Consider the following 19,347-nt stretch of genomic DNA (forward strand, 5'->3'; position numbering starts at 1 on the left):
GGATGGACGCCCTCAAGGGTTTCAAGACAATCGCAGGCTTGGCCCTGTTGATGGTTGCGCTGCAACTGTTCAATGTGGCGAGCGGTTACAGTCTCATGGCCTTCGGCCTGGTCCCGAGAACCGTGCAGGGGTTGTTCGGTATCCTCACCTCACCGTTTTTGCACGGGTCTTTTGCGCACCTGAGTGCAAACCTGATCGCCTTTTTAGTGCTGGGCACGCTGGTGATTATCGAAGGGTTCAACCGGTTTATCAGCGTCAGCACGATCATCATCCTGCTGGGCGGCGCGCTGGTGTGGCTGTTCGGTTTCAGTGGCGTGCACATCGGGGCCAGTGGCTGGGTGTTCGGGCTGTGGGCCTATCTGTTGTCGCGTGCCTGGTTTCACCGAAGCTGGGGCAACCTGATCATCGCCGCTGTGGTCGCGCTACTCTATGGCGGCCTGGTCCTGGGTTTCCTGCCGCGTCAGGGGGTTTCCTTTGAGGGCCACCTGTTTGGTGCGTTTGCCGGGTTTATTGCCGCCAAGGTCCTTCTTTCCACCCACCTCAAGGAACGCTCCAATGGGATGGTTTAAACAGTTGATGGGGCTCGAGGCCCCGCACGCAAATGCCGAATCAAAACCGGCGCTGCCAACCACCGGCCCGCTGGGTTTGGCGCCAGGCAAAGGCGTGACCTTCGACGCGATCCTGAAATTGTTGCTCGATGAGAAAACCTCGGTGGTCATCCCCGGCACCCAGGAAATCTGGAGCAATGGCACCGTTGACCTCGGGCAATCCACCTGGCTGTCGCGCTACTACATGAACGACGAGGATTACTGGCTGCAGGTGCACACCACCGGCGACATCGCTGGCCAGGTCGAGTCGGTGATTCTGTTCAACTACCTCAGCTACGTCACTATCAGCAGCGAAGCGGAACTGCGCAGGCTCGCGGGCCCGCAGAGTCTGATCGGGCTGCCGACCTACACCCACAACGGCGTCGAATACCAGCGCGTGTGGGGCAGCGAAAACGGCCAGACCGAATTGGTGGCGATGACCGAGCAGGTGGTCAACCCGGAAGAGTCCTACAACGTCGAACACCGTTCGATGCTATATGCTCGCGACACCGGCCTGACGGACCGTCGGGAATTTTTGCTGTTTTCCGTTGAAGAAGACGCCGAAGGCACCATCAGCCTGAGCACTTCGCTGGGCATTTCCCTGTACACCACCGATTTGAACGCGCTCTAAAAAGGACGAAGTCAATGCTAGAAGCACTCTCCATTTCCCTGAACAAGGCGGCTGTGCTCGGGTTTGTCATCTACATCCTCGGGGCCGCTGTGTTGCTCGTGCTGTTCCAGTTCATCTATACCCGCATCACCCCGCACAAAGAGTTCGAGCTGATCCGCTCGGGCAACGTGTCGGCAGCGGTCGCCCTGGGCGGCGCCATCATCGGCTTCGCGATTCCGGCCAGCAACGTGATTGCTTACTCGGTCAGCGTTCTCGACTTCGTCGTCTGGGCCGTGATCGCGGCCGTCGTGCAACTGCTGGCGTTCCTGCTGACCACCCTGGTGCTCAAAGGCACGTCCGAGCGCATCAGCAAAGGCGAACTCGCCGCCGGTATCTACGTGGCCGCCGTGGCTATCAGCGTGGGTATGCTCAACGCCGCCTGCATGACGCCTACCCAGAACTGACAGCGCACGGAGCCTTTGATGAAACGAAGCAAATACGTTCAGCTGTCGCTGGCCGCGTCGGTCGCCATGGCTATTTCCGGCTGCGGGCCATCGGAAAAAACCTACGATGTGCAGAAGAAGTACAACTTCCAGTCCGTGCAGCAATGTGCCGATGAAAAGCTCCCGGTGGACGTGTGCTCGGACGCCTACATGACGGCCATGGCCGAACACCGCCGCATTGCCCCGGTGTACGACAGCCAGGCCGACTGCGATGCAGACTTTGTCGCCGACTGGTGCCAGCAAGACTCCACCGGCAAATTCATCCCACGGCTGGGCGGTTTCGAACTGACCGCCGAAGGCCGCGTGACCCAATCCCAGGTCGACGCAGCCAACGCTCAAGTGGCCGGCGCGCAAGCCAACGGTGGCGGCTCGGGCTTCTCCACCAGCAGCCTGCTGACCGGCCTGTTGATCGGCAACATGCTGAGCAACAACCGCAACAGCTACCGCTCCGAGCCGGTGTACCGCTACCGCGATGATCGCGGCAATTACGGTTCGTCAACGCTCAACCAACGCGTCTCGAATGGCGCCACCTTTGGCCGCTCGAACCAGGTCCGCTACGGCAGCAGCAATTACTCGAATACGCTGCGTTCTTCCAGCAAATCCAGCGCCGTTTCTTCAGCTACCTCCCGTGGCGGCTTCGGCAGCAAGGCCAGCGCACGCAGCGGCTGGGGCGGTGGCGGGTCGAGCAGCTAAGGAACGCGAGCCATGAAGAAAATCCACTGCGCAGAACGTCACGACTGGAAACAGACTGCCGAAAGCCTCGGCTTTCTGTTCCACACCATCGACGACGAACCCTACTGGGACGAAAGCGCGTACTACCAGTTCACGCTCCAGCAAATCGAGCGCGACCTGGAAGACCCGACCACCGAGATTCATGACCTGTGCATGGACCTCGTCGCCCGCGTGGTCCAGAGCGAAGAGTTGCTGGAACGCCTGAGCATCCCCGCAGCGTTCTACGACATGATTCGCACCTCATGGCTCGAAGGCCACCCGCACCTGTACGGGCGCATGGACTTCTCCTACAACGGCGCCGGCCCCGCCAAACTGCTCGAACTCAACTACGACACCCCCACCAGCCTCTACGAGGCCGCCGCGTTCCAATGGGGCTGGCTGGAACAATGCATTGAGCGCGGCCTGCTGCCCAAACACGCCGACCAGTTCAATAGCATTGACACCAAACTGCACCAGGCTTTCGCCCAGTTGCAGGTCAACCAGCCGTTCTACTTCGCCTCGATGAAAGACTCGATCGAAGACAAAGGCACCACCGACTACCTGCGCCTCGTCGCCGAAAAAGTCGGCATCGAATCCCGCCACATTGATATTGAAGACATCGGCCTCACCGCCGAAGGCCGCTTCGTCGACCTTGAAGATCGCTGGATTCCCCACCTGTTCAAACTGCACGCCTGGGAGTTCATCTTTCACGAACCCTTTGGCGAGGCGATTGCCGGGAGCGACACGCAGTTTTTTGAGCCGGCGTGGAAATCCATTCTTTCCAACAAAGGCATCCTGCCGCTGTTGTGGGAATTCAACAAAAACCACCCGAATCTCCTGGCGGCGCACCTCGATACCGACCCCGGCAAGGCTGTGCCGAAGGGTTGGGTACGCAAGCCGTTCTTCTCCCGTGAAGGCGCCAACATCGAGCTGCAAACCGCAGATGGGCTCATCGTCAAAGAGGACGGGCCCTACACGGATGCGCCGTTTATTCTTCAGGAATTTGCGCCGCTGCCGAAGTTTGGCGACAGCTACACGCTGATTGGCTCATGGGTGATTGGCGATCAAGCCGCCGGCATTGGCGTGCGCGAAGACAACAGTTTGATCACCAAGGATTCGAGCCGGTTTTTGCCGCATTTGATATTGGATTGAGCGTATTGCCATCACCGGTAGGCGGTAACCGGAACACCGGTATCTTTTGACCATTCGGTGTCGGCACGAAGGCCACGTTGAGGCGTTGCCCGATACGTAACTGTTGCGGCTCGTCGCACTCCACGACCGAGAGCATCGTCGGCCCTTCATCCAGCGTCACGTACGCGATGCAATGAAGCTCGTCCTTTTTCCCGCTGAAACTGAAGCTGTACAAGGTGGCGTGGCCGCTGGCGAGGACCCAGTCGGTGCGGGCACTCCCGGTAAAAGGGCTGTGGTCGCGAGGGTAGAAATAGCTTTTACCGGTGTCGAGGCAACGGCGCAGCAGCAGTTGCTCGCGGTTGGCGGCGGCCCAGTACGGCGCGCTTTCCGGGGTTATATGGGGTGAGGTCAGCTGCATGTCAGAGTCGCTCCAGAATGAGAGTGGCACTGCCGTGCCGTGACCCCAGTAAACCACCCGTGCCGTGGGCCAGGGCCAGCGCGCAGTCGGGGCGTTGCACGGCGGGGTGTGCTTCGCCCCGCAGTTGGCGTACGGCTTCAATCAGCCTGGCCATGCCGCCGCGATGACCCGGGTGGTTGTTGCACAGCCCGCCGCCGTCGGTGTTGATTGCCAAAGGCCCCACGCCACTGATCAGTTTGCCGTCAGCCACGAACGCGCCTCCCTGGCCAGGTGCACAGAAACCAAGGTTCTCCAGTTGGATCAAGACGGTGATGGTGAAGCTGTCGTAGAGCGAGGCATAGCGGATATCAACGGGCTTGAGCTGTGCTTCGGCGAATGCATCTGCGCCAGACTTCACCGCGCCTGAAGACAACAGGTCGAAATAACCGCCGTTCAGGTGGCTGATCGAATACCCGGCGCCAGCCGGTGTGATCAACGGTCGCTTGAGTGCCCGCGCGATGGAGGGATGCACCACCACCAACGCGCCACCGCCATCGCTGATCACGCAGCAATCCAAACGGTGCAACGGGGCGGCGATCAGCGGCGAGTTCAACACGTCGTCCACCGTCACCACATTGCGCAACATCGCCCGGGAATTGTGCTGGGCGTGATGTGACGCTGCGACTTTGATCCAGGCCAGTTGCTCGGCGGTGGTGCCGTGCTCGTACCGATGGCGCATGGCACACATGGCGTACAGGTTGGTAACCGCGGCGCCGTAGGGCATTTCAAAAGGCGCTTCGCAGGTGGTTTGGGCTTGGTCGAGGTGGTTGGCGTCCGGTCGCTGGCGCTCGGCACGCGGGCGGCCGGCCTGGGTGATCAGGGCCACGGTGCAGCGCCCGTCGGCAATGGCGCGGGTTGCCTGGGCGACGTGATGAAGGTAGGACGACCCCCAGCTTTCTGTCGTCTCCAGATGCCTGGGTTGTATGCCCAGGTATTCGACCATGGAGAAAGGCCCGACCCCCGGTGCATCCCAGCCGGGTACGTCACCCGCGCAAAAATAGCCGTCCACGTCGCTGAGGCCAAGCCCCGCGTCCGCCAGGGCGCCTCGGGCCACATCCGCATGCAGTTGCGCCAGTGAGCGGTCCACCGCATGGCGCGTGGGATGTTCATAGGCACCGACGATAAAGGCTTTGCCCTTCATGGCTGGCACCTGCGGTTGGCGTATTCGATGAAAAACGCCAGTGCCTGCGGGTCACGCATGGCGCTCGGGTTGGCAACGGTTTGCGGGTCGTGGCCCATCAGGATTCGGCGTATCGGTACTTCCATTTTCTTGCCGGTAAGCGTCAGCGGAATCAGCGGCACTGCGAGGATCTGGTCCGGCACATGCCGGGGCGTGCACGCCTGCTGCAAGCACTCGCACACACGTTGATGCAATGTGTCGTCCAGCACTGCGCCCGGGAGCAACTGGACAAACAGCGGCATAAAGAAACCGCCTTCCGGCAGATCCAGGTTTACGATCAGCGCATCATCGATTTCCTCGATCTGCTCCAGAGCCCGGTAGATTTCGGCGGTACCTATCCGCACCCCAAAGCGGTTCAGCGTGGCATCCGAGCGCCCCAGCACCTGGCAGCCTCCACGCGCATTGAGCAGGAAGAAATCCCCATGGCGCCATACGCCCGGCCAAGGTTGGAAATAGCTGTCGCGATAGCGTTCGCCCTGCGGATCATTCCAGAAACACACCGGCATCGACGGCATGGGCGATGTCACTACCAGCTCGCCGACCTCTTCCGTCACCGCTAGGCCATGCTCATCAAACGCGTGGGCATCCACACCCAAAGCCCGGGCCTGGATTTCACCGGCATACACCGGCAGCGTGGGTACGCCGCTCACCAGGCCCGTGCAAATATCGGTGCCACCGCTGCCCGTGGTGACCCACACATCAGGCTTGAGGTTGCGATAAAACCAGGCGTTGCACTGCGGTGAAACCGGTGAGCCCACTGGCATCACGGTGCGCAATGCGCTCAGGTCAAAGCGCTCGCAGGGCACCACGTCGTGGCGTTTCATCAGCTCGATGTAAGTGGGGCTGGTGCCAAAAAAGCTGGCACGACTGTCTTGCAGGATTTGCCACAGCGTATCGATGTTCGGCCAGGCTGGATGACCGTCGTACAACACGGGCCGCACCCCGCAGAGCAGCGCGCTGAACAAGGTGTTCCACATCATCCACCCCGTGGTGGTGAAGATGAATGCGGCGTCGCCACGGCGAAAATCCAGGTGTAAATGCAGGGCCTTCAACTGCTCCAGCAGAATTCCGCCATGGCTCTGTACGATGGCTTTGGGCAGGCCTGTGGTGCCGGAAGAAAACAGCACCCAGAGCGGATGCTCGAAAGGTAGTTGCTCGCAATGGAAATCGGCGGCGGGCACCGTGGGACGTTGCTGCAACGTGTGCCAGTCGATGGCGTTCGGGAGTGTCAACGGAGCATCGGGAAACAGCGCCGGTATGACGATCAACTGCTCGATACTGCTTAGCTCGCGGGCGATGTGCCGCACCTGTTCTCGTCGGTCAAACACCTTGCCGCCATAGCGATATCCATCTATCGCCAACAGCACCTTGGGCGACAATTGCCGCACCCGGTCCAACACGCCCTGCGCGCCGAAATCCGGTGAACAACTGGCCCAGACAGCACCGATGGCAGCACAGGCACACAGCGCGATCATGGCCTCGGGGATGTTCGGCAGGTAAGCCACTACCCGGTCACCCGGCACTACGCCGGACTCGCGCAGCCAACTCGCCAGCCTGCGCACCTGGCCGGCGAACTCCGCCCAGGGCAAGCCTTGCAGGCCGGTGGTTTCATTCAGGTAGAGCAGCGCGTCGCCATCCTGTTCATTGCGCAGAATGTGCTCGGCAAAATTCAACCGTGCGCCGGGAAACCACTGCGCCCCCGGCATCGCTTTAGCACCCAGCACCGCCTGATGCGGGCTGCTGGCCTGCACCTGAAAGTGATCCCAGATCGACTGCCAGAACGCTTGCGGCCTATCGACCGACCATTGCCACAGGTCTTGGTAGTCGGCAAACCTGAGCCTGCGCTTGCGCCTCAGCCAATCCAGATAGTGCGTGAGGCGTGCGTGTTGAAGGTGTTCAGGGGAGGGCTGCCAGAGCAGTTGGCCCTGAACCACGTTGTCGAATGCAGTTGCCACGATAAAAGACCTCTGACGTTTTTGTTGTTCGGGTCATGGGGTGCTCTTGCGTGGCGGACTGTAGCGATAAATTGTACGTCGTACAATTAGTGGCGTTTCTGGTTTTGCTGTGCGAATTTTCAGCGGCGCGCGGCCATTGTTTCCAGGCCGCAGAGGAGAGTGTCGACATAGAACGCAAAGCTCTCATCCAGCCCCGCATCCACCCCGTTTTGCCAGCGTAAGCTGAAGCCGCGATTGCTCAACTGGTCGATATTCTGCGCGAGGGTGGGGTGCTGCTCGGGGTCTATGGCGCGTAGGTTTTCCTGCACCCGGTACTGCCATGCTTTGGTGTTTTCCGGCAAAGGCGCGTACTCCAGCGTGGTGAAGCCGGCGAGGGCGGCGATAAACGTGTTGTAGGCTCCGGTCAGGGCGGGGCCGCTGAAACCGGCCTGTTGCAGGGCCGCCAACACACCTTCGACCAGCTTGAAATCAGTACTTGAGTTGGAGACCAATTGCGAACCCAGCAACGGCGCGATGTTCGGATGGCGATGCACGGCCTCATGGCAGTTGACCATTGCTGCACGCAAATAATCCTGCCAGCGTGCCTGAGGCGCTGGCGCGACCTCTTCCAGGACCTTGGCCAGCACTTCGCTCAACAACAGCTCCCGCGACGAGACGTACCAGTAGATCGCCGTCGGGTAAACACCCAGGCCGCGGGCCAAGTTGCGCAGGCTGCACTTGTCCAGGCCGTCGCGGTCGATCAGCGCCAGCGCGGCGGCAATGATGGTGTCTTTGTTCAGTGCGCTTTTTGTTTCTTCGCCAGCGGCCTTTTTGCGCCTGCCACGAGGGTTTGCGGTTTTGCTGGTCATTATTGTGGGTTCCGGTTGAGCGACGGCGAAAGGATAGCGGTTCACCGATTCGCTGTCGCTCTTGCGGGGGCCGTGTCAGCGTCCTGCGTAGCGCTCCACGAATGCCTGCGTGGCCGTGATCAGTCGGCTCAGCTCCCGGTCAGTCAGCGGCAGGCTCAGCGCAAATAACCCGCGTCGTGCGCTGTAAATTCCACCTTCGAGCAAGTGAAAGAAGAACAGGTCGCGCAGGCCGTTTCGGTCCGTTGGAATATCTGCGGGCCGCCGTATTGGTAAGCTCGTGGGATGCAGATTCATCACCGAGCCTTGCCCGGTAAATTGCATCGCCATGGGTGCCAGCACCTTATTGAGCTGCTCGCGCAACCTGTCGCCCCGGGCATTGAGTTGCAATGCTTCATCGCGGGTATACACCTGTTCCAATCCCGCAATGCCCGCCGCCATGGTCAGCACATTGTTGTTGAACGTGCCCGCATGGGACAGGCTGCCATGACGCGGATCAAACTGCCCCATGATGTCCCGTCGCCCGCCCATTACACCGCACGGCATGCCGCCGCCGATGTATTTGCCCAGGGTCATCAGGTCAGGCGTAATGCCGAGCTTTTCCTGCAGGCCGCCGGGGCCAAGCCGTGAGGTCATCACTTCATCAAATATCAGCAGCGTGCCGTGTGCCCGGCTCCTCTCCCGCAAACCCTCGAGAAAACCCGGCTCGGCGCAGATACACCCGCCTGCACCGAGCATCGGCTCTACCAGAATCGCCGCAATGCCGACATGCTCACACAGCAAATGCTCGACGCTCTCCAGGTCGTTATAGTCGGCCAGGTACACCCGATGCGGCACATTCATCGCCGTGTTTGCCCCGGCAAAACTCAGCACGCCGCCGTGGTAACCGCCCTTGAAGGCGATGACGCCACTGCGCCCGGTATAAGCCTTCGCCGCCGCCAGTGCGAGAAGGTTCGCCTCGGTGCCGGAGTTGGTAAAGCGCAGCTGCTCGATGCAACGGAAGCGCTCCACAATCAAGGTCGCCAGCCGCGCCTCAAGCTCGGTGTGGGCGCTGAGGTTCAGCCCGTTCGCCAATGCACCCGTCAGCGCGTGCGTGATCACCGGGTGGGAATGCCCATACAACGCCGCCGTGTATTCAGCCAGGAAGTCGATGTAGCGATGGCCGTCCAGATCATCCAGAAAACACCCTGTGCCGCCCGTCATCACCAGTGGAAACGGTTCATAAAATAACACCGACCGTGTGTTACCGCCGGGCATCACCCGCGCTGCCCATTCCAACTGGCGCGCGCTGTTGGGGTTGGCGCGGATGTACTGTTGAATGCAACGCTCCAGCTCAAGCATTCCAGGCATCGCCCACCTCCTTTTTAAGTGCAGCACGTTTCGGATACACCAGCATTAACAACCCGAACCACGCCGTCGCCACGTAAAATGCCGCGCGTGTTTCCGGGTCACGGATCACCAGAATCGTCAGCACCACCAGGTAACCCAGCACCAAGACACTGCTGACCCTGGGCCAGGGCAGGCGGTAATGCACCTGCGCCAATTTATTGCGCTGCACCTTGCGCCGATAAGCCATGTGGGCCGTGATGATCACCACCCACACCCAAATCAACAACCCCAGGATGCCGGTGATCAACAGGCTGAAAATGCGCTCCGGAATCAGATAATTGAGCAGCACCCCCACCAGCAGAATCGCCGTCGACACCATCAAGCAACGGGCCGGCACCTGGCGCGGGCTCAGCACCTGCAACTGACGTGGCGCCTGCTGAATGTGCGACAGCGCAAACAGCATCCGGCTGGTGGCAAACAGCCCGGTATTGCACGATGACGCCAGCGCGCTGATCACCACAAAATTGATCAAGCCTGCCGCCACACCCAGCCCGATACTGTCGAACACCATCACAAACGGGCTCTGTGACGTATCGATCTGATTCCACGGATACAGCGCCATGATCACCGCCGTCGACCCCAGGTAAAAAATCGCCATCCGCCACAAAATGCTATTGATCGCCCGTGGCAACGTGCGCTGCGGCTCTGCCGTTTCCGCCGCGACCAGGCCGACCACCTCAATCCCCGCAAAGGTAAAAGCGGCTACAGGCACCGCGAACCAAAACCCACTCCAGCCATTCGGAAAAAAACCACCGTGCTGCCAGAGGTTGGCCACCGAAGGCGTGGTCTGTGCCGATGTTTCCAACCCGAACAGCAGAATTGCCAGCCCCGCTCCAATCAGCCCGACAATCGTCAACACCTTGATCAACGCCAGCCAGAACTCCACCTCGCCAAAGGTCTTTACCGCAAACAGGTTGATCACCATCAACACGCCCACGGTGACCAACGCCGGAATCCATTGCGGTAACTCTGGAAACCAATACTTCATCAACACGCCAATTCCGGTTACCTCCAGCACGCCTACCAGGATCCAGATCATCCAATACGACCACCCCGTGATAAACGCCACCCGAGGCCCCAGAAACTCCTCCGCATAGGTCGCAAACGAACCACTGCTGGGCCGATACAACGACAACTCCCCCAGCGCCCGCGCAATCAGATAAACCATCCCCCCGCACAACGCATACGCCAGCAACAACGCCGGCCCCGCCGTGGCAATCGCCTTGCCCGACCCCAAAAACAACCCGGCCCCGATAATTCCGCCGATTGCGATCAACATGACATGGCGCTCCTTGAGCGAGCGCGCCAAACCATGGTTGGAAGAGTGAAGCGGTGGTGTAGACATCAGCATTCCCCCGTACTGCGTTGCGCAGTGGTAATGGGTGGTGGTCCGGCTTGGGCCGGTTTTATTGTACGGTGTTCAATAAGCAGGTTTTGGGCCAGCGCCGAGGTCGGGCAAGGGTTTGGGGCTTAAACGGTTCGTTTAGATATGCGTGTAGGAAGATTCGTTTGGCGTTTATGGGTGGGGGACGGGCGGGGTGGGTGTCACCAGGGAACACAGGTGGGTGGGGGGAACACAGGCGGGAGAAAGGCGTGATTTTCAAGGGCCAGCAGGACGCATCCCTTTCATTTGAAGGGCGTTTCCGAGAGAATCCCCAGCGCATTGCGCCAGTGGGGATGGGTGGCTAGGCTGCGATCCGTCACTGCTATTCAGTGATCGGGTTTAGTCGCCCGGACCTCGCTAGGCGCACGCGCCATCCCAAAGACAGGTGTTTCCTCACCTGCACTTAATGGTGGCTGTGCGCAGGGCACCTGCGGGTGCGCCGGTGCCTAGCGGCCGGTCGACTAACCTGCGTACAGCCGCCACTTCTGATTGTTTAGTCGCGAAAGGACGGTGGTATTAACTTACTGCTAGGGAATTTTGCGATGGATAATATTGTTTCGGATTCGCCTTCACCGGGTGTGAACCACCCATTCACCGTTAATGAAGAACTGAGCTTTGAAGATGCCTGGGTGCGGGTGGCTGAGTTGCTGCAATGTGCGGTGGTGACGTCTCAAGTGCTCGGAGAGCCGTTGACGGCGCCGCAGAGGGCGGTGATGCATTTGGTGGAAATGGCGAAAATGGTGGCGGATCGGGCGGTGGAGTGTTTGCAGCCGAAGTAAGACAACGTCGCCTACTCTTACGCATAAGGTGCAGGTGACCTACATCTGCCCATACGCTATACGCGCTTGCCTTCTCGTGATCGGGTGAATGGCACGCCCTTGTTTATAAGTGTGGTTTCTCTGCTCATGTCGCGATTTGACAACTATTGCGACATATCAATTGATCTCGCCCCATTTATACAGCAGCTTGCAGCCCAATCGCGCTTGTCGCCAGAACAGCGTGCGACAGTGGTAGAGTCGCGAAAAACCATCGAATCAAGGATTCAGTAATTGCCCATAAAAACGGATGTTTGGACTGTCTGTGACACTCCGAGCAAGCTCCCTCTGAGCCGATTGATCAGTGAGCAGTTGCTTGAAAACATGATCCTCAATTCTCCAGGCATTCTCTCTGACGAATGGATGCTCATAGGCCAGCAAGAGAAAACCAACTCAGGAGGACGCATTGATCTCTTGGCGATCGCTCCTGATGCAAACCTCGTACTGATTGAACTCAAGCGTGACCGCACCCCTCGGGATGTTGTTGCCCAGACGCTTGATTACGCGGCTTGGGTTCAGAGCTTGCAGCCTAATGAGATCAGCGCCATTTACGAGCGATTCAGGCCAGGGAGAACCCTCTACGCTGACTTTCTGGCTCGATTCGGACGTGTCTTGGATGATGATGAGCTAAATCAAAGCCACCAACTGGTCATCGTTGCAACTGAACTGGATGCAAGCAGTGAGCGGATTGTTGAATACTTCAGCAAACGAGACATTCCGATCAACGTTCTGTGCTTTCAGATATTCCAGATGGTTGAACAGCAACTGTTGAGCCGTTCGTGGCTCCTCGATCCGGTTCAGACCCAAGTGAGTGCGGTATCTGCGAGCGAAGGGCACAGCGAGCCATGGAACGGCGAATACTATTGTTCGTTCGGTGACCCAATCTCACGCTCTTGGGAGGACGCCAGGGAATTTGGCTTTATCTCAGGTGGAGGTGGCGCTTGGTACAGCAGAACTTTGCAGCTGCTTTCACCTGGAGACCGCATATGGGCCAACATTCCTCCGCACGGGTACGTTGGCGTCGGTAGAGTGCGCGGAAAGTCGACACCTGCGAAGGAATTTACTGTGAGCGTAAATGGTGAGGAGCGTCCTGTACTTGAGGTTGCCAAGCGCGCGAACTACCACGCAGAGTTCGTGGATGATGCAGAGCGGTGTGATTACTTTGTGTCGGTTGAATGGCTGGATACGGTGCCTGTGAGCCAAGCTATGCGGGAGACTGGAATGTTTGGTAATCAGAATACGATTTGTCGGCCCAGGACGCAGAAGTGGCGGTGGACGATTGATCAGTTGAAAGAGAGGTTTACTGATTTCGATAAGGTGGTTGTAAGTATGTTGTAGCTACGTCTGTCAGGCCGCAACGTTCTGAAGGCATTAAAAAGCCGGCTTGTGGCCGGCTTCTCGGGGACTGCTTCAGCTTGTTTTTGACAAGCCTCACCAGCCTTCAAATCGCTCAGCCCACATCATGCCGGGCTGAATAGTAGGGGCATCCGCGGGAACTCCTCCGCTTCGCCGGGCAGGATGGATAGCCTTGAGCCATCTCCCTGCCAAATGTGGGCCGCATGATACCCGCATTCACCTCAGTTGCCCACCTCCGGATCCGGTTTAGAGCCTTCCCAGCCCAATAAATGCTCATCCAGCGGCACGGGTGGACGACGGTTGTTGAGGGTGGACCACCAGAACACCCAGCCGACGATTTGCAAGTCTTCTTCGAAGCGTTGTTCGTGGGTGAGGTATTCGTCGGGGTGTTCGCCGGCGTTGTGGCTGCGCATGCGCAGGCCGCCGCCGGGGCGGTTGTAGAGGTATTTGATGCGCAACATGCCGCCGTGTTCGACGGCGTAGATTTCGCCGTCGATGATTTGGGTGCGGCCGGTGTCGATGCCGAGGGTGGCGCCTTGCTGGATGATGTCGGTCATGCTGTTGTCGACCATGTAGGAGCCTACCGCGCGGTCGGGGTGAATGTTGAGGGTTTGCAGGGTGTGTTGGCTGACGCGGATGCGCTCCACGGAAGTGAATGCAGGGTGGAGGGGGATTTCCACGTCGGTGCTTTCCGGGCGGTTGATTGGGCCTGTAAGGTATTTGCCCGCGTCTTCTCGGATGGGGATCACGTTCCTTGTGTCGTGGCCTTCAAGCAGGAATTGGGCCGGTGGGTGTTTGGGGCCTTCGCCGGTGCGCAGCCAGCGGCTGGAGATGCACAGCAGTTCTGCGATCTCGTTGAGCCGGCCCATGGGCACGCCGCGTTTGAACCAGTTGTTCACGTGTTGGGGCGTGACGCCACGGTTCTTGGCGAAGTCGGAGGCGGAAAGATGAACTTCCCGAAGTAGTGCTTTTAGTCGATCACCTGATGTATTCATAAACGCAGAGTTTACTGGCCGGAAAACCACATCAAATAAACCATGCGTTGAATTGCGACTGTAGGAGTTTGCTTAGTTGTCGCCTGATTTGTCGGACTTGAAACTTAGTTGAACGGTGAGTGTTAAGTATTGAACTTGGCGTTTAGTTTTTCTCACAAAAAAAGCCCCGAATAATCGGGGCTTTTTCAATTGCCGGGGCAATGAGTAGCGGTATCAGCCTTTGTAGGCAGCTACCGACTTCATGATCTCGGCGCGGGCGGCGTCTGCGTTGCCCCAACCGTCGATCTTCACCCATTTGCCTTTTTCGAGGTCTTTGTAGTTCTCGAAGAAGTGTTTGATCTGCTCCAGCAACAGTGGCGGCAGGTCGGTGTATTCCTTCACGTCCACGTACAGCTGGGACAGCTTGTCGTGAGGTACCGCGATCACTTTGGCATCGCCGCCGCCGTCGTCGGTCATGTTCAGGATGCCGACCGGGCGTGCGCGGATCACCGAGCCTGGGGTAACCGGGTAAGGGGTTACCACCAGCACGTCGAGGGGGTCACCGTCGTCGGCCAGGGTGTTCGGGATGAAACCGTAGTTGGCCGGGTAGAACATCGGGGTGGCCATGAAACGGTCAACGAACAGGCAATCGCTGTCTTTGTCGATTTCGTACTTGATCGGCGCGTGGTTGGCCGGAATCTCGATGGCGACGTAGATGTCGTTCGGCAGGTCTTTGCCAGCCGGAATCTTGCTGTAGCTCATTGGGCGTTGCCCCCGTAGTTGGCCATGAAACATGGCCGGATTGACCTAAAAGTGGCGGCGATTATAGGCATATTCTGACGCCGATGCCATGCGTCAGACGTCGTACGGCGCGTGGCGTTCAGTCTGATACCGCACGTCGCTCGCCTGCAGTCGGGTGAGGCGGGCCAGGGGGTCCTGGCGATAAAACTGGCTCAGTTGCGCGTACACCTGTGGATAAGTGCTGACCAGTAAATCCGGGGCACTGAAAAAATACTCACTGGTGACGGCGAAGAACTCGGCCGGGTTTTCGGCCGCGTAGGGGTCGATTTCAGTGTCGGCATCCGGGTTGGCGTCGAGCTGGCGGTTGAGGTCGTCAAACGCGCTCTGCATTACGCGGGCCCAGTCTTGCACGCGCATGTCGCTGTGCAGCGGCGGCAGGCCGTTGGCGTCGCCGTTGAGCATGTCGAGCTTGTGCGCCAGTTCGTGAATCACCAGGTTGTAGCCTTCCCAGTTGCCACTGGCCAGTACGCCGGGCCAGGCGAGAATCACCGGGCCTTGTTGCCAGGCTTCGCCGCTGTGTTCGCCGTCCCATTCGTGCTCCACGCCGCTGGCGTCGCGATGGCGCTGGGGGCTGAGGAAGTCGTCGGGGTACAGCACGATTTCGTGGAAGCCCTGGTACCAGTCGAGGTCGCCAAGGTTCATCAGCGGCAGTTGCGCCTGGGCGGCGAGCAGCAGGCGTTGTTCCTGATGCAGGTCGACGCCGGGCAGGGCGGTGAGGTGTTTTTCGTCCAGGAACACCACGCAGGCTTCGCGCAGCCACTGGTCCTGCTCGGCGCTGATGCCGTCGAGGAAGGTCAGGTGCTCGCGCACCCGCTGCCAGGTGTCATCGGCAATCGGGTGCCTGGCCAGCAGGCGCCGGCGACGCCAGGCGCTGAGGGACCACACGGGCAGTGCTTACGACTTGGCTTCGGAGGACGTACGACCGAAGCGGCTGCGGACCACGCCAATGATCATCGGCACCAGCGACAGCAGGATGATGAACACCACCAGCAGCGACAGGTTTTTCTTGATGAATGGCACGTTGCCGAAGAAGTAGCCCAGCGTCACGAGGCCGCCCACCCACAGGATGGTGCCAAACACGCTGAACCCGAAGAAGCGCGGGTAAGGCATTTTGGCGATACCAGCGACGAACGGCGCAAAGGTGCGCAGGATCGGCAGGAAGCGCGCCAGGGTCACGGTTTTGCCGCCGTGCTTGTCGTAGAAGTCGTGGGTTTTTTGCAGGTAGTCGCGGCGGAAGATCTTCGAGTTCGGGTTGCTGAACAAGCGTTCTCCGGCTGTTCGCCCGATCACGTAGTTGGTGCTGTCGCCGAGAATCGCCGCCAGCATCAGCAGGCCGCCCAGCAATACCGGGTCCATGCCGCCGCCGGCTGCAATGGCGCCTGCGATGAACAACAGGGAGTCACCCGGCAGGAAGGGCATGACCACCAGCCCGGTTTCGCAAAAAATGACCAGGAACAGAATGGCGTAGATCCACACTCCGTAGTTTCTCACCAGCATGTCGAGGTACACGTCGAGATGCAGGATAAGGTCGAGCGGGTTGAAATCCATGTAGGGCACCTGTGTGAATGGCCCGGCTCAGCAGGCCTGTGCGGGGGCGTCGGGTAATAAGGCTACAAGTGTATGCCGAATTTCTTACAAGACTGAAAGGTCCGCATTATACGGATTGAGTCGTGAAAAGCGTGTTGGTTTTGTAGCGGGGGATGTCGCAGGTATCAAGGATTTACACGGAACAAAATGTGGGAGCGGGCTTGCTCGCGAAAGCGGTGGGTCAGTCACCTGATGTGTCTACTGATACACTGCTTTCGCGAGCAAGCCCGCTCCCACAGGGGACTTATGGTGTTTGTGCTGTTGGGTCAGTCTTCGCTGATCGGCAATACGTAGTTCTTGAACTCCGTGTCCTCACGGAACCCGATCGACTCATAGGTCTTCTGCGCCACTTCATTGTCACTGCTGGTCGAGACCCGCAGCCGCACCGCATGGGTTTCCTTGGCCATTTTCTTGGCCGTGCGCATCAGGTTGTCCGCCACCAGTTGGCGGCGCGCATCTTCGGCGACATAGATGTCGTTGAGGATCCACACGCGCTTGAGCGACAAGGAAGAAAAGCTCGGATACAGCTGGCAAAAGCCCAGCAGTTTCTTGTCATCGTCATCCGCCAAGGCCAGGTAAATCACCGATTCCTTGCGGCGCAGGCGCTTTTCCAGGAAGTCCCGCGATGAGTCCGGGAATGGCAACACCCCATAAAACTCGCGGTATTTGACGAACAGCGGGGTCAACAGGTCCAGGTGTTCCAGGGTCGCTTGAGTAATCCGCATGCCAGGCCTCAACTTCCAAAGGGGGGATGACCACACAAGCGGCCGTGACTCGATGCTGCCTAACGTCGCGAAAAAGCGCAATCGTGCAGCCTTCAGTCATCCGGTGAGCTGAGCAGGAAATTGCCCTTCATCAGGTCAGGATCATCCGACTCAATCGTCTGAACCTGCGCCTCGTCCTTGAGATTGACCCCCGACAGCTGCCGGCGACACGCCTCCTTCATCAAGTAAAGCAGGCGATGGGCGGCCATGCCGTAGCTCAGGCCTTCCAGGCGCACGTTGGAGATGCAGTTGCGGTAGGCGTCGGTGAGGCCGACCCTGGGGTTGTAGGTGAAATACAGGCCCAGGCTGTCCGGCGAACTGAGCCCTGGCCGTTCACCGATCAGGATCACCACCATTTTGGCGTTCAGCAGTTGGCCAACTTCATCCGCCACTGCCACGCGGCCTTGTTCCACCAAAATCACCGGCGACAAAGACCACCCTTCGGCGTGGGTCTGTTCTTCCATGCGTGTCAGAAACGGCAGCGTATGCTTGTGCACGGCCAGCGCCGACAAGCCATCGGCGACCACCACGGCCAGGTCCACGCCACCGGGGTTGGCGGCGGCGTAGTCGCGCAGGCTTTGGGCCGACTCGCCGCTCAGGCGCCGCCCGAGGTCCGGGCGTTGCAAATACATATGGCGGTCGACGGCCGCGCTGTGCAACAACAAGCTTTCACGTCCGCGTTCGGCCATTTGGCTGCTCAGGCCTGCGTGGTCGAAAGGCAGGTGTACCGCGTCGCGCGCCTGGGCGTGGGCGAACTGGAAATCCAACTGCGCGTTGGTAGGAATGCTGGTGCCGGTGCGGCCCAGGGCGATGCGCGCCGGGGTCAGGCGGCGCAATTCCAGCCACGGATTGTCAGGCAGTTCTACATGCACGGGCGGCTCCTTCATCCCAATTGCGCCAAGGCTTGGCGAAACGCCGGTGGCAGGCTGTTGCCGAAATGCACCTTGCCGTCGGCTTGCGTGAAGATGCCCATTTTCGCCAGCCACTGTTCAAACTCCGGCGCCGGTTTTAAACCCAGTGTTTGCCGGGCGTACAAGGCGTCGTGGAACGAGGTGGTCTGGTAGTTGAGCATGATGTCGTCGGAGCCGGGGATGCCCATGATGAAGTTGATCCCGGCCACGCCGAGCAGGGTCAACAGGGTGTCCATGTCGTCCTGGTCGGCTTCGGCGTGGTTGGTGTAGCAGATGTCGCAGCCCATCGGCACGCCGAGCAGCTTGCCGCAGAAATGGTCTTCAAGCCCCGCGCGGATGATCTGCTTGCCGTTGTACAGGTATTCGGGGCCGATAAAGCCTACAACCGTGTTCACCAGAAACGGTTTGAAATGCCGCGCCACGGCGTAGGCGCGTGTTTCGCAGGTTTGCTGGTCGACGCCAAAGTGCGCGTTGGCCGACAAGGCGCTGCCCTGGCCGGTTTCGAAATACATCAGGTTGTTGCCCAACGTGCCGCGATTCAGGCTCAAACCCGCCTCGTAACCTTCCTGCAGCACGCTCAGGCTGATGCCGAAACTGGCGTTGGCCGCTTCGGTGCCGGCAATTGACTGAAACACCAGGTCCAGCGGCACGCCGCGGTTGATGGCTTCGATGGAGGTGGTGACGTGGGTCAACACGCAGGCCTGGGTCGGGATTTCGTAGCGCTGGATGATTGCGTCGAGCATTTCCAGCATGGCGCAGATCGAGGCGATGCTGTCAGTGGCCGGGTTGATGCCGATCATGGCGTCGCCGTTGCCATACAACAGCCCGTCGAGAATGCTCGCGGCAATGCCTGCGGGTTCGTCGGTAGGGTGGTTGGGTTGCAGGCGGGTCGACAGGCGCCCGCGCAGGCCCATCGTGCCGCGAAACTGGGTGACCACACGGATCTTCTGCGCCACCAAAACCAGGTCCTGCACACGCATGATTTTGGACACGGCGGCTGCCATTTCCGGTGTCAGCCCCGGCGCCAAAGCGCGTAGGGACTGTTCGTCGGCCGCGTCACTGAGCAGCCAGTCACGCAGGCCGCCGACGGTCAAATGGCTGACCGCGCCAAACGCCTGTTTATCGTGGGTGTCGATGATCAGCCGGGTGACTTCATCGCTTTCGTAGGGAATCAGCACTTCTTCGAGGAAGTGTTTCAGCGGGATGTTCGCCAGCGCCATTTGCGCGGCGACCCGCTCACCGTCGTTCTGCGCGGCCACGCCGGCCAGAAAGTCCCCGGAACGTGCGGGGCTGGCCTTGGCCATCACGTCCTTGAGGCTGTCGAAGCGATAGGTCTGTGCACCCACCGCGTGGGAAAAGCTTGCCATACAGTGTCTCCTGGGCGACG

20 protein-coding genes are annotated in these 19,347 nt (G+C 59.6%); 7 read left to right on the top strand and 13 right to left on the bottom strand.

Features of this window, described 5'->3' with window-relative positions; all coding sequences use genetic code 11:
* Positions 1 to 2 precede the first annotated feature (2 nt).
* Genes AB4P94_RS09935 through AB4P94_RS09955 form a run of 5 tightly spaced genes read left to right on the top strand, consistent with a single transcriptional unit; the run spans position 3 to position 3,563 of the window.
* On the top strand, positions 3 to 569 hold the full coding sequence (locus AB4P94_RS09935) for a rhomboid family intramembrane serine protease (RefSeq protein ID WP_395610368.1): 567 nt from the start codon (positions 3 to 5) through the stop codon (positions 567 to 569).
* Entirely contained in the window at positions 556 to 1,218 is a 663-nt protein-coding gene (locus tag AB4P94_RS09940) for a DUF2491 family protein (protein ID WP_395610369.1), read from the top strand. The genes AB4P94_RS09935 and AB4P94_RS09940 overlap by 14 nt, the downstream gene beginning before the upstream one ends.
* Before the next feature lie 14 nt (positions 1,219 to 1,232).
* The gene (locus AB4P94_RS09945) at positions 1,233 to 1,661 is read left to right on the top strand and encodes a DUF350 domain-containing protein (protein ID WP_395610370.1); all 429 of its coding nucleotides are present in this window, start codon (positions 1,233 to 1,235) and stop codon (positions 1,659 to 1,661) included.
* Positions 1,662 to 1,679: 18 nt separating this feature from the next.
* Positions 1,680 to 2,393 carry a DUF1190 domain-containing protein gene (locus tag AB4P94_RS09950; protein ID WP_395610371.1) on the top strand — a complete coding sequence of 238 codons (714 nt, stop codon included), beginning with the start codon at positions 1,680 to 1,682 and terminating at the stop codon, positions 2,391 to 2,393.
* A gap of 12 nt (positions 2,394 to 2,405) precedes the next feature.
* Positions 2,406 to 3,563 carry a glutathionylspermidine synthase family protein gene (locus AB4P94_RS09955; RefSeq protein WP_395610372.1) on the top strand — a complete coding sequence of 386 codons (1,158 nt, stop codon included), beginning with the start codon at positions 2,406 to 2,408 and terminating at the stop codon, positions 3,561 to 3,563.
* On the opposite strand, the gene AB4P94_RS09960 is transcribed toward AB4P94_RS09955, so the two are convergent.
* The 6 genes from AB4P94_RS09960 to AB4P94_RS09985 form a co-directional block, all read right to left on the bottom strand.
* Entirely contained in the window at positions 3,517 to 3,960 is a 444-nt protein-coding gene (locus tag AB4P94_RS09960; RefSeq protein WP_395610373.1) for a Zn-ribbon domain-containing OB-fold protein, read from the bottom strand. The genes AB4P94_RS09955 and AB4P94_RS09960 overlap by 47 nt on opposite strands.
* 1 nt (position 3,961) lies before the next feature.
* Complete coding sequence (locus tag AB4P94_RS09965; RefSeq protein ID WP_395610374.1) at positions 3,962 to 5,140, bottom strand: thiolase domain-containing protein; 1,179 nt, start codon at positions 5,138 to 5,140, stop codon at positions 3,962 to 3,964.
* On the bottom strand, positions 5,137 to 7,134 hold the full coding sequence (locus AB4P94_RS09970) for an acetoacetate--CoA ligase (RefSeq protein ID WP_395610375.1): 1,998 nt from the start codon (positions 7,132 to 7,134) through the stop codon (positions 5,137 to 5,139). Before AB4P94_RS09970 ends, AB4P94_RS09965 begins: the two co-directional genes overlap by 4 nt.
* Before the next feature lie 119 nt (positions 7,135 to 7,253).
* Positions 7,254 to 7,982, bottom strand: a complete 729-nt coding sequence (locus AB4P94_RS09975) for a TetR/AcrR family transcriptional regulator C-terminal domain-containing protein (protein WP_395610376.1) — start codon at positions 7,980 to 7,982, stop codon at positions 7,254 to 7,256.
* A 75-nt stretch (positions 7,983 to 8,057) separates the two neighbouring features.
* On the bottom strand, positions 8,058 to 9,329 hold the full coding sequence (locus AB4P94_RS09980; RefSeq protein ID WP_395610377.1) for an aspartate aminotransferase family protein: 1,272 nt from the start codon (positions 9,327 to 9,329) through the stop codon (positions 8,058 to 8,060).
* Positions 9,313 to 10,647: an amino acid permease gene (locus tag AB4P94_RS09985; protein WP_395610378.1), complete on the bottom strand. Its 1,335-nt coding sequence runs from the start codon at positions 10,645 to 10,647 to the stop codon at positions 9,313 to 9,315. The genes AB4P94_RS09980 and AB4P94_RS09985 overlap by 17 nt, the downstream gene beginning before the upstream one ends.
* 647 nt (positions 10,648 to 11,294) lie before the next feature.
* Between AB4P94_RS09985 and AB4P94_RS09990 the strand changes: the two genes are divergently transcribed.
* The gene (locus AB4P94_RS09990; protein WP_395610379.1) at positions 11,295 to 11,531 is read left to right on the top strand and encodes a DUF6124 family protein; all 237 of its coding nucleotides are present in this window, start codon (positions 11,295 to 11,297) and stop codon (positions 11,529 to 11,531) included.
* A 270-nt stretch (positions 11,532 to 11,801) separates the two neighbouring features.
* Positions 11,802 to 12,905 (top strand): nuclease, encoded by a 1,104-nt coding sequence (locus AB4P94_RS09995; RefSeq protein WP_395610380.1) that lies wholly within the window; start codon positions 11,802 to 11,804, stop codon positions 12,903 to 12,905.
* Positions 12,906 to 13,144: 239 nt separating this feature from the next.
* Here AB4P94_RS09995 and AB4P94_RS10000 read toward each other — a convergent pair whose 3' ends face one another.
* The 7 genes from AB4P94_RS10000 to AB4P94_RS10030 all read right to left on the bottom strand — a co-directional run bounded on the left by AB4P94_RS10000 (position 13,145) and on the right by AB4P94_RS10030 (position 19,327).
* Positions 13,145 to 13,918 carry a helix-turn-helix transcriptional regulator gene (locus AB4P94_RS10000; RefSeq protein ID WP_395610381.1) on the bottom strand — a complete coding sequence of 258 codons (774 nt, stop codon included), beginning with the start codon at positions 13,916 to 13,918 and terminating at the stop codon, positions 13,145 to 13,147.
* Positions 13,919 to 14,131: 213 nt separating this feature from the next.
* Positions 14,132 to 14,659, bottom strand: coding sequence for an inorganic diphosphatase (ppa, locus tag AB4P94_RS10005; protein WP_003176323.1), 528 nt, complete (start codon positions 14,657 to 14,659; stop codon positions 14,132 to 14,134).
* 93 nt (positions 14,660 to 14,752) lie between these two features.
* Positions 14,753 to 15,583 (bottom strand): zinc-dependent peptidase, encoded by an 831-nt coding sequence (locus AB4P94_RS10010; RefSeq protein ID WP_395610382.1) that lies wholly within the window; start codon positions 15,581 to 15,583, stop codon positions 14,753 to 14,755.
* Between the two features lie 9 nt (positions 15,584 to 15,592).
* Positions 15,593 to 16,246 (bottom strand): DedA family protein, encoded by a 654-nt coding sequence (locus tag AB4P94_RS10015; RefSeq protein ID WP_078739299.1) that lies wholly within the window; start codon positions 16,244 to 16,246, stop codon positions 15,593 to 15,595.
* A gap of 305 nt (positions 16,247 to 16,551) precedes the next feature.
* On the bottom strand, positions 16,552 to 17,010 hold the full coding sequence (locus AB4P94_RS10020) for a GNAT family N-acetyltransferase (protein WP_395610383.1): 459 nt from the start codon (positions 17,008 to 17,010) through the stop codon (positions 16,552 to 16,554).
* A 92-nt stretch (positions 17,011 to 17,102) separates the two neighbouring features.
* Positions 17,103 to 17,936, bottom strand: coding sequence for an ethanolamine ammonia-lyase subunit EutC (gene eutC, locus AB4P94_RS10025; protein WP_395610384.1), 834 nt, complete (start codon positions 17,934 to 17,936; stop codon positions 17,103 to 17,105).
* Positions 17,933 to 19,327, bottom strand: coding sequence for an ethanolamine ammonia-lyase subunit EutB (locus AB4P94_RS10030; protein ID WP_395610385.1), 1,395 nt, complete (start codon positions 19,325 to 19,327; stop codon positions 17,933 to 17,935). Before AB4P94_RS10030 ends, eutC begins: the two co-directional genes overlap by 4 nt.
* Positions 19,328 to 19,347: the final 20 nt, after the last annotated feature.

It is taken from the genome of Pseudomonas sp. B22129 (genome assembly GCF_044218875.1).
Lineage (GTDB): Bacteria > Pseudomonadota > Gammaproteobacteria > Pseudomonadales > Pseudomonadaceae > Aquipseudomonas.